This is a genomic window from Mesorhizobium sp. M2A.F.Ca.ET.037.01.1.1, from assembly GCF_003998075.1.
GTDB lineage: Bacteria > Pseudomonadota > Alphaproteobacteria > Rhizobiales > Rhizobiaceae > Mesorhizobium.
Map to the genome: position 1 here is coordinate 1 of NZ_RZSA01000140.1, position 9,712 is coordinate 9,712.

8 protein-coding genes, 2 pseudogenes and 1 riboswitch are annotated in these 9,712 nt (G+C 62.5%); of the genes and pseudogenes, 7 read left to right on the top strand and 3 right to left on the bottom strand.

The window, feature by feature from the left end; translation table 11 throughout:
• From EOA27_RS09790 to ugpC, 5 genes and pseudogenes are all read left to right on the top strand, one after another.
• Positions 1-470 (top strand): annotated as a pseudogene (locus EOA27_RS09790) (alpha-glucoside ABC transporter substrate-binding protein); the annotation flags it as partial.
• Between the two features lie 191 nt (positions 471-661).
• A complete protein-coding gene (locus tag EOA27_RS09795) occupies positions 662-1,675 on the top strand; it encodes a sugar ABC transporter permease (RefSeq protein ID WP_126079921.1) in 1,014 nt (337 codons plus the stop codon).
• A 1-nt stretch (position 1,676) separates the two neighbouring features.
• The gene (locus EOA27_RS09800) at positions 1,677-2,831 is read left to right on the top strand and encodes a carbohydrate ABC transporter permease (RefSeq protein WP_126079922.1); all 1,155 of its coding nucleotides are present in this window, start codon (positions 1,677-1,679) and stop codon (positions 2,829-2,831) included.
• A gap of 4 nt (positions 2,832-2,835) precedes the next feature.
• On the top strand, positions 2,836-4,500 hold the full coding sequence (locus EOA27_RS09805) for an alpha-glucosidase (RefSeq protein ID WP_126079923.1): 1,665 nt from the start codon (positions 2,836-2,838) through the stop codon (positions 4,498-4,500).
• Between the two features lie 34 nt (positions 4,501-4,534).
• Positions 4,535-5,647: a sn-glycerol-3-phosphate ABC transporter ATP-binding protein UgpC gene (gene ugpC, locus EOA27_RS09810; RefSeq protein ID WP_126079924.1), complete on the top strand. Its 1,113-nt coding sequence runs from the start codon at positions 4,535-4,537 to the stop codon at positions 5,645-5,647.
• A gap of 74 nt (positions 5,648-5,721) precedes the next feature.
• Here ugpC and EOA27_RS09815 read toward each other — a convergent pair whose 3' ends face one another.
• The gene (locus EOA27_RS09815; RefSeq protein ID WP_126079925.1) at positions 5,722-5,958 is read right to left on the bottom strand and encodes a DUF680 domain-containing protein; all 237 of its coding nucleotides are present in this window, start codon (positions 5,956-5,958) and stop codon (positions 5,722-5,724) included.
• A gap of 69 nt (positions 5,959-6,027) precedes the next feature.
• Positions 6,028-6,234, bottom strand: coding sequence for a DUF680 domain-containing protein (locus EOA27_RS09820; protein WP_042637362.1), 207 nt, complete (start codon positions 6,232-6,234; stop codon positions 6,028-6,030).
• 493 nt (positions 6,235-6,727) lie between these two features.
• Positions 6,728-6,930: riboswitch (cobalamin riboswitch) on the top strand.
• 108 nt (positions 6,931-7,038) lie between these two features.
• Here EOA27_RS09820 and EOA27_RS09825 point away from each other — a divergent pair.
• Positions 7,039-8,286, top strand: a complete 1,248-nt coding sequence (locus tag EOA27_RS09825) for an aromatic ring-hydroxylating dioxygenase subunit alpha (RefSeq protein WP_126079926.1) — start codon at positions 7,039-7,041, stop codon at positions 8,284-8,286.
• 20 nt (positions 8,287-8,306) lie between these two features.
• Positions 8,307-9,407: a hybrid-cluster NAD(P)-dependent oxidoreductase gene (locus EOA27_RS09830; protein WP_126083604.1), complete on the top strand. Its 1,101-nt coding sequence runs from the start codon at positions 8,307-8,309 to the stop codon at positions 9,405-9,407.
• Positions 9,408-9,532: 125 nt separating this feature from the next.
• On the opposite strand, the pseudogene EOA27_RS41490 reads toward EOA27_RS09830, so the two are convergent.
• A pseudogene (locus EOA27_RS41490) lies at positions 9,533-9,712 on the bottom strand (hypothetical protein); the annotation flags it as partial.

A 9,712-nucleotide genomic window follows, 5' to 3' on the forward strand; every position in this document is an offset into this window, starting at 1 on the left:
AATGCTACATGCACCATCAGGCCTCATTCATTCCTTCCTTCTTCCCGGAGAACGTGAAGCTCGGCCAGGATGCGGACTTCTTCCCCTATCCGCCCTACGCCTCCAAGCCGGAGCTGGGCACGCCGCTGGAAGTGGCCGGAACGCTGGTGATGATCACCAAGGACTCCAAGGCCTCGCGCGAGTTCATCAAGTTCCTGCAGATGCCGCTCGCGCATGAATTGTGGATGGCGCAGAAGAGCTTCGTCACCCCGTTCAAGGCCGCCAACAAGGACGCCTATGGCAGCGACGCGCTGAAGAAGCAGGGCGAGATCCTCGTTGGAGCCACGACGGTGCGGTTCGACGGCTCCGACCTGATGCCCGGCAAGGTCGGCGCGGGCTCGTTCTGGACCGGCATGATCGACCTGGTCGGCGGCAAGTCCGCGCAGGACGTCGCCGCCGACATCCAGAAAAGCTGGGATGCCATCAAGTAGCCATCCGGCAAACAGACCGCCGCGCGCGGCCTGATATTTTCCTCATCCTCCACCAGGATCCGGGCTACGGCCCGGATCCGACCGGCGGTCCACGCCGGAAGCCTTCGCGTTTCGATCGTTCCGAATAACCGAAAGTCGGTGCATCCGACCGCCAGCCCCGGCTGGCCGGTCATGCGCAGGGAGAGGGACCCATGGCGGCTCAGATTTTCTCGGCCATATTCGTCATCATCATCGGCGTCGGCGGCTGTGTCGCCTATTTCTGGGGCGCCAACAAACTGCTCGATCTCGTTTTCCCGTCGCGCGGCGTCTCAGGCGCGGCAGCCGTCGACAATCTGCGCCGCCAGGGCCTGGTGCGGCCCTGGCTGTTCGTCGGCCCGGCGATGATCATCCTCACCATCTATCTGATCTACCCGGTCATCGAGACGCTGCGGCTCTCCTTCCTCGATCGCGGCGGCGAGAATTTCGTCGGCCTCGCCAATTACGAATGGGCGTTCGGCGACCACGATTTCCGCAACTCGATCCTCAACAACATCCTGTGGCTGGCGGTGGTGCCGGCGGCCTGCACCTTCCTCGGGCTGATCATCGCCGTGCTCACCGACAAGATCTGGTGGGGCACGATCGCCAAGAGCCTGATCTTCCTGCCGCTGGCCATCTCCTTCGTCGGCGCCAGCGTGATCTGGAAATTCATCTACGAGTACCGCGGCGAGGGCCAGGTGCAGATCGGCCTGCTCAACGCCATCATCCAGTATTTCGGCGGCCAGCCGCAGGTGTGGATATCGCTGCCGTTCTGGAACAATTTCTTCCTGATGGTGATCCTGATCTGGATCCAGACAGGGTTTGCGATGGTCATCCTGTCGTCGGCGCTGCGCGGCATTCCGGAAGAGACGCTCGAGGCCGCCGTGATCGACGGCGCCAACCCGTTCCAGATCTTCTGGAAAATCATGGTGCCGCAGATCTGGGGCACGATCGCGGTGGTGTGGACCACCATCACCATACTGGTGCTGAAAGTGTTCGACATCGTGCTGACCATGACCAACGGCCAATGGAACAGCCAGGTGCTGGCCAATCTGATGTTCGACTGGATGTTCCGCGGCGGCGGCGATTTCGGCCGCGGCGCGACCATCGCCATCATCATCATGATCGCGGTCATTCCGATCATGGTCTGGAACATCCGGCAGGCCAACAAAGAGACGGGAGGGCATTGAGATGGCCGCGTCCACCGGAAAGTCCTTCGCCAGCCGCTTCGGCGTTCATATCGCCGTGCTGGTCTTCGTCGTCATCTGGACCATCCCCACGCTCGGCATTCTCGTCTCGTCGCTGCGCGACAAGGACCAGATCATCGCCTCGGGCTGGTGGAATTCCTTCGCCAGTTCCAGCCAGACCGAGGCCGGACGACTGCCGGCCGCCGCGGCGCAGACGCAGAAGGACGGCAAATATGTCATCGAAGGCAATGTCTTCGGCGACGGCGCCAAGCGCGACATCAGCGCCTTTGGCGTCAAGGCGGCGGCGCCGACGCAATACAAGGCCGGCACGGCGGCCGATCTCGGCGACGGCGTCACCTTGCAGGTGAACGCGGATGGCAGCTTCGTGCTCGCCTCGCCGAAGGCATTCGAAGGCGACCGCGGCCAGCGCGTCTATTACGCCTCCTCGGCGCCGCCGAAATTCACCACCGAGAACTACGATGCCGTGCTGTTTTCCGAAGGCATCGGCCGCTCGTTCATGAACTCGCTGACGGTGACCATTCCGGCAACGATCATCCCCATCCTGATCGCGGCCTTCGCGGCCTATGCGCTCGCCTGGATGCGCTTTCCCGGCCGGGCGCTGCTGATCGCCGTCATCATCGGCCTGCTGGTCGTGCCGCTGCAGATGTCGCTCATCCCGCTGCTCAAGCTCTATAACGGCGTCGGCACCTTCTTCGGCGTGCCGTCGAAGACCTATCTCGGCATCTGGCTGGCGCATACAGGCTTCGGCCTGCCTTTCGCCATCTATCTGCTGAGGAGCTACATCGCCGGCCTGCCGCGCGAGATCATGGAATCGGCGCGCATCGACGGCGCCAGCGATTTCGAGATCTTCGTCAAGATCGTGCTGCCGCTGTCGTTCCCGGTGCTTGCCTCCTTCGCCATCTTCCAGTTCCTATGGGTATGGAACGATCTGCTGGTGGCGATGGTTTTCCTCGGCACGGCGCCCGATCAGATCGTGCTGACGGCCAAGCTCAACGCGCTGCTCGGCTCACGCGGCGGCAATTGGGAAATCCTCACGACATCGGCATTCATCACCATCATCGTGCCGCTGATCGTGTTCTTCTCGCTGCAACGCTATTTCGTCCGCGGGCTGCTTGCCGGCTCGGTGAAAGGAGGTTGAAGACATGCAATCGGCTTTGAAGGCGACTTCGAGACCAGACCCTGCGATCGACCGAGACTGGTGGCGGGGCGCGGTGATCTACCAGATCTATCCGCGCTCCTACCAGGACTCCAACGACGACGGCATCGGCGATCTGAAGGGCATCGTTCAGCGTCTGCCCTACATCGCTTCGCTCGGCGTCGATGCCATCTGGATCTCGCCCTTCTTCAAATCGCCGATGAAGGATTTCGGCTATGACGTCTCGGATTACTGCGATGTCGACCCGATGTTCGGCACGCTCGCCGATTTCGACGCGCTGGTGGCGGAGGCCCATCGCCTGGGCCTCAAGGTGATGATCGACGAGGTGCTGTCGCACACCGCCGACATCCACCCGTGGTTCAAGGAAAGCCGCTCCAGCCGCAGCAATCCAAAGGCTGACTGGTATGTGTGGGCCGACGCCAAGCCGGACGGCACGCCGCCCAACAACTGGCTGTCGATCTTCGGCGGCTCGGCCTGGCAGTGGGACACCAGCCGCCAGCAATATTACATGCATAATTTCCTGGCCGAGCAGCCCGACCTCAACTTCCACAATGGAGAAGTCCAGGACGCGCTGCTCGACATCACCCGCTTCTGGCTTGAGCGCGGGGTCGACGGCTTTCGGCTGGATACGATCAATTTCTACTTCCACAGCCAGGGGCTGGAGGACAATCCGGCGCTGCCGCCGGAACAGCGCAACGACCAGACCGCACCTGCGGTCAATCCCTACAACTACCAGGACCATATCTACGACAAGAGCCGGCCGGAGAATCTCGGCTTCCTCGAGCGCTTCCGCGCGCTTCTGGACGAATATCCGGCACAGGCCGCCGTCGGCGAGGTCGGTGACTCGCAGCGCGGCCTGGAAGTGGTCGCCGCCTACACCGCCGACGGCAAGCGCGTGCACATGTGCTATTCCTTCGACTTCCTGGCGCCGGAGAAGATCAGCGCGGCGAAAGTGCGCGCGGTGCTGGAGGCCTTCGGCCGGGTCGCCAGCGACGGCTGGTCGTGCTGGGCCTTCTCCAACCATGACGTGATGCGGGTCGCCTCGCGCTGGGCCGCCAACGAGACGGACCCGACCGCCTATCTGAAGGTGATCTCGGCGCTTCTGATGTCGCTGCGCGGCTCGGTATGCATCTACCAGGGCGAAGAACTCGGCCTTGGCGAAGCGGAGCTGAAGTTCGAGGACCTGCAGGACCCCTACGGCATCCGCTTCTGGCCGGAGTTCAAGGGCCGCGACGGCTGCCGCACGCCGATGGTGTGGGAGGCCGCGGCCAAGAATGGCGGCTTCTCGACCGCCAAGCCCTGGCTGCCGGTGCCGGGCAGGCACCTGTCGCAGGCCGTCAACGTGCAGCAGGGCGATGCAAGCTCGCTGCTCGAGCATTACCGCCGCTTCCTCGCCTTCCGGCGCCAGCATCCGGCGCTGGGCAAGGGCGATATCGACTTCATCGAAAGCGATGGCGATACCGTCGCCTTCACGCGCCGCGAGGGCAATGAGCGGATCGTCTGCGCCTTCAACCTCGGCAGCAAGCCCGCCGAGGTCAATCTCGGCCAAGGCTCGCTGAAGCCCTTGCCCGGACATGGCTTTTCGGGACAGACTGGCAGCGGGCCGGTCCGCCTCGGCGGATACGGCGCCTGGTTCGGGCGCATCGACTGAACTTGCAGATAGAGATCAACGGAAGGAGAGAACCATGGCCGATGTCACGCTCAACCAGGTGAGGAAATCATACGGCAACCTCAATATTCTCCACGGCATCGACCTAGACATCAAATCGGGCGAGTTCATCGTCTTCGTCGGACCGTCGGGATGCGGCAAGTCGACCTTGCTGCGGTCGATCGCCGGTCTCGAGGAGATCACCGGGGGCGAACTGAAGATCGACGGCGAGGTGGTGAACGACGTGCCGCCGTCGAAGCGCGGCATCGCCATGGTGTTCCAGTCCTATGCGCTTTATCCGCATATGACCGTCTACGACAACATGGCCTTCTCGATGAAGATCGGCAAGGAAAGCAAGGCGGAGATCGACAAGCGGGTGCGACAGGCGGCGGAGATCCTGCAGCTCACCAAATATCTCGATCGCCTGCCCAAGGCGATGTCGGGCGGCCAGCGCCAGCGCGTCGCGATCGGCCGCGCCATCGTGCGCAACCCAAAAGTGTTCCTGTTCGACGAGCCGCTTTCGAACCTCGACGCAGCGCTTCGCGTCGCCACCCGCATCGAGATTGCCAAGCTCAAGGAATCGATGCCGAACACCACCATGATCTACGTCACCCACGACCAGGTCGAGGCGATGACGCTGGCGGACCGCATCGTGGTGCTGAAGGACGGCGTCGTCGAGCAGGTCGGCACGCCGATGGAACTCTACAAGCGTCCGGGCAATCTGTTCGTCGCCCAGTTCATCGGCTCGCCGGCGATGAACATATTGCCGGCAAAGATCGAGAAGGCCGGCAATCCGACCGTGGTCAGCCATGTCGGCGACCGCAAGGCGACGGTGCCGATCGCGACGCCTGCTTCGGCGAATGGCGCGGCGGTCAGCTTCGGCGTGCGGCCGGAGGATCTCGCGATCGCCACCGGTTCCGATTACCTCTTCGAGGGCAAGGTCGACTATATCGAGCAACTCGGCGAGGTTCAGCTCGTCTATATCGATATCGGCCGCGCAGACCTGCCGCTGGTCGCCAAGCTGCCGGGCAATGTCGAGGTCAAGCGCGGTGAGACGCTGCGGCTCAACGCAAGCGCCAGCGATCTGCATATTTTCGACGCCGACGGCCATTCCTTCACGCTGCATCGCGAAGAGGCGAAGGCAGCCTGAGCGCAGAGCCGCTGCGGCAAAGAGAAGCGGCGGGCCCTGGCCCGCCGCTCCTGTTTTCAAATCACGGTCGGCTGTTAACGATTGCCGAAGTGGTCGCGGTCGCTGCCCTGCTGCGGAGCCGACTTCTGCGCGTCGCGGGACGAATTCAGCAGCTTGTAGACAGGCGAGTCGGTGCCGATCGACGAGGTGCGGGTCGTATCCACGGCGGGAGCCGGCTGGTTGACTCCGCTGTTGCCGTGATTGTCGCTGCCCGCAAAAGCAGCCGAGGAAACGGCCATGAGAGCCGCGGTGGCAAGAATGATCTTTTTCATCTCAGTACTCCTGAATTTCCTGATCCGACCGAGGCGACGGGCAAACCCGTCGCCGTTCGAAGTCGGCTGTTAGTTGTTACCGAAAAGGTTGCGGTCGGCGCCCGTGGTGACAGGCTTCTGTTCAGCCGGTTCGGACTTGCGGACCGAGGCTGTGTAAGAAGAGTCGACCGTGGCGGCCGGCGGGTTGGCAGCCTGCGCGTTGTAATTGTCGCTACCGGCAAAGGCGCTGCCGGAAATTGCCAGAAGGGCGGCGGCAGTGAGAACAATCTTTTTCATTTTTGCTACTCCAGTATTTTTATTCAGTCCGTCTAGCGGCGTGTCTTGGGAATGAAATCGCGTCGTTCGGACAGCGCTCATTTGGGTGAGCCGACTGCGGGATTCCAATCACGAAGTTTTTTCGTCTGGACCATGAATCCGCCTCTTGAAGTTTTCATAAGCATGCCTACAACCATTTTTTTGCTAAGTTCAATCAATGACTTATGTGATTTATGCTGCTGGCTCACCAAGTGTGTCGGAGCGCCAACGTTCACAGCGTTCTGCACGCACCGTCAACAGAAACGAACCGTTCGGTTCGATTTTAGAATCTGCTAATAGTCACTTTTTGATACTGTTAACCATCAACGACGCTCCCGAACCTCGTCCGGGAGCACCCCTGGAAGCCGGTGGCATGGCGAGAAGGACGAGAATCGGCAACGTGAACACGCCGCCCATTGTCGCGCCGTATGGATGCGATGTCGTTTTCATGCCGACGGGAAACCGGCCGTCGTGGTTAGATCAGGCCATCTCAGGTGCCGCTTCGTCGCGACGAGGCGGAGAATTGGGAAGCCGGTCGAAATCCGGCGCTGCCCCCGCAACGGTGGTGGAGTGAGGTCGCAACGGGAGACCACTGGGCCATGGGCCTGGGAAGGTGTTGCGACCGCCCGCGAGGGCAACTCCAAAGCCCGGAAACCAGCCAGAGACATTTTGAACTCGACTGATCGCGGTGGGCGGTCAAGAGGCGGACGGCGCGTGCCCGGCCCTGCCGGTGGCGGTCGTTCTTCTCCATCACCACCAGTTCAGTCCTTGATGCGAGGACAGGACATGGATGCGCGCAACGACATGCTGAGGCTCCTGCAGAGCCGCAAGCAGGGCTACTCGCTTGAGCAGCCCTTCTACACCGATCCCGACTATTTCAAGCTCGATATGGAGCTGATCTGGCATCGTGACTGGTTGTTCATCGGCCATGATTGCGAGCTGCCGAAACCAGGCAGCTACATCACCGTTCAGATCGGCGATTATCCGGTGGTGCTGGTCCGCGACCAGAAGGGAAGGATCAACGCTTTCCACAACTCCTGCCGGCATCGCGGCAGCCGCCTGTGCAACACCGACAAGGGCACCGCCGCCAAGCTGGTCTGTCCCTACCATCAGTGGACTTACGAGCTCGACGGGCGGCTGCTGTTCGCGCGCCAGATGGCGGACGGCTTCGACAAGAGCCAGTTCGGACTGAAGCCCGTGGCCTGCGAGAGCGTCGGCGGCTACATCTTCATTTGCCTGGCAAAAGAGCCGGCCGACTTCGCGCCGATGCGCGCCATGATCGAACCCTATGTCCTGCCGCACCGGCTGAGCGAGGCGAAGGTCGCGTTCGAATCGACGATCGTCGAAAAGGGCAACTGGAAGCTCGTCTGGGAAAACAACCGCGAGTGCTATCATTGCGCCGGCAACCATCCGGAACTGTGCAAGACTTTTCCGGAAGCGCCGACGGTGACAGGTGTGCAAGGCGCCGACAGCGATCCGGAAATGCTTGCGCACTGGGCGAAATGCGAGGCGGCGGGTCTGCCGAGCCGGTTCCGGATCGATCCGGCCGGGCAATACCGCGCAACGCGCGCGCCGCTGCTGCGCGACGCCGTCAGCTACACGATGAGCGGCAGACGCGCCGTGACGAAAAACCTGTCCGCCAGCGTCGCCGCCTACCGCATCGGCACGTTGATGCACTACCATTACCCGACCACGTGGAACCACATCCTCATCGATCACGCCGTCACCTTCCGTGTGCTGCCGATCAGCGCCACCGAGACCGCGGTGACGACGAAATGGCTGGTCCACAAGGACGCGGTGGAAGGCGTCGACTACGATCTGGCAGAACTCACCCATGTCTGGACCGAGACCAACGATCAGGACCGCCGCATCGTCGAGGAAAACGCGCTCGGCATCCTGTCGCCGGCTTACGAGCCTGGTCCCTATTCCGAGTTGCATGAGGGCGGTGTCATCCAGTTCGTCGAGTGGTACGCCTCCTTCATCGGTCCGCGCCTTGCCGAAGGCGGTCGCCCGGCGTTGCGCAGCGTCGCCTGAAGGCTAAGGAGATGAACGCGATGACGGATCTCGGCCTCTATCGCCATCTCGACGAGATGGCGCCCTGGAACGACAGGCTGCAGGTGCTGGAAGTGATCGGCGTCAGCGACGAGGCGCCGCAGGTGAAGACGTTCACCTTCCGCTCCGACAATCAGACCTGGTTCCGCTACAAACCCGGGCAGTTCGTGACGCTGGAATTGCCGACGGCCGACGGGCCGCTGATGCGGACCTACACGCTGTCGTCCTCGCCGTCGCGGCCGTTCTCGATCGCGGTGACGGTGAAAGCGCAAGCCGACAGCGTCGGCACGCGCTGGATGTTCGACAATCTGAAGCCCGGCGTCCATGTGAAGGCCTACGGGCCGACCGGCGATTTCTCGCTGCACAGCCATCCAGCGGCCAAATATCTGTTCATTTCGGCCGGTTCCGGCGTCACGCCGATGATGTCGATGCTGCGCTGGCTGAACGACTGCGCGCCCTGGACCGATGTCGGTTTCGTCAATTGCGCGCGGCGGCCGGAAGAGATCATCTTCCGCAAGGAGCTCGAACTGCTCGGCAGCCGCATGCCCGGCCTGTCGCTCGGCTTCATGATCGAGGAGCGGTCGAGCCGCGAGGGCTGGTTCGGCCATATGGGCCGCATCGACGCGATCCGGCTGCCGCTTCTGGCACCCGATTTCCGCGAGCGGGAAATCTTCTGCTGCGGGCCGGACCCCTTCATGCGCGCCGTGCGCCAGATGCTGGAGGCCGCCGGCTTCGACATGAGCCGCTACCATCAGGAGAGCTTCGCGGCGCCGGCCGTGGAAGAAGTCCCGGCGCCGTTCGCGATGCCGGCCGGCGACGAAGCCAAGCCGCTCGCCGAGGCGGTGACGCCGGTCCGCTTTTCGCTTTCAAACGTCGATGCGGAATGCGTCCCCGGACAGACCGTGCTGCAGACGGCGCGCGCTTCGGGCGTCAGGATCCCGGCGGCCTGCGAGTTCGGTCTCTGCGGCACCTGCAAGGTGAAAAAGGTCTCCGGCGAGGTTTCGATGAGCCACAATGGCGGCATTCTCGATCACGAGATCGATGACGGCTATATCCTGGCCTGCTGTTCGAGGCCGTTGTCGGCGCTGGACATCGAGGCCTGAAGGCTTGTCGGTCGAGGCAAGGGCCGTTGCGGGAACACCCTCGCCGGCCGCTGTCCTGCCGAACAGAAGTTCAGTGCCCGGAGGCGTCTCGTGGCGAAGGCTCGCCGAGCAATCGGCGCGCCGGATCAGGATGATTTTCCGTTGAATCGCCATCCTGATCCAGCTCTTTGTTGGAGCATGATCTCTTCCGAAAACCGGTTCCCACTTTCCGGGATCATGCTCTTTGTTGAAGCATGATCCCTCCCGAAAACCGGCACCCACTTTTCGGGATCATGATCTAAACCCCGTAGCGCTCGGTGCGGATG

Bases quoted from the DNA above. Each gene is read 5' to 3' on its own strand.
- EOA27_RS09795 (WP_126079921.1), top strand. From the start codon at position 662: ATGGCGGCTCAGATTTTCTCGGCCATATTCGTCATCATCATCGGCGTC.
- EOA27_RS09800 (WP_126079922.1), top strand. From the start codon at position 1,677: ATGGCCGCGTCCACCGGAAAGTCCTTCGCCAGCCGCTTCGGCGTTCAT.
- EOA27_RS09805 (WP_126079923.1), top strand. From the start codon at position 2,836: ATGCAATCGGCTTTGAAGGCGACTTCGAGACCAGACCCTGCGATCGAC.
- ugpC (WP_126079924.1), top strand. From the start codon at position 4,535: ATGGCCGATGTCACGCTCAACCAGGTGAGGAAATCATACGGCAACCTC.
- EOA27_RS09815 (WP_126079925.1), bottom strand. From the start codon at position 5,958: ATGAAAAAGATCATTCTTGCCACCGCGGCTCTCATGGCCGTTTCCTCG.
- EOA27_RS09820 (WP_042637362.1), bottom strand. From the start codon at position 6,234: ATGAAAAAGATTGTTCTCACTGCCGCCGCCCTTCTGGCAATTTCCGGC.
- EOA27_RS09825 (WP_126079926.1), top strand. From the start codon at position 7,039: ATGGATGCGCGCAACGACATGCTGAGGCTCCTGCAGAGCCGCAAGCAG.
- EOA27_RS09830 (WP_126083604.1), top strand. From the start codon at position 8,307: ATGACGGATCTCGGCCTCTATCGCCATCTCGACGAGATGGCGCCCTGG.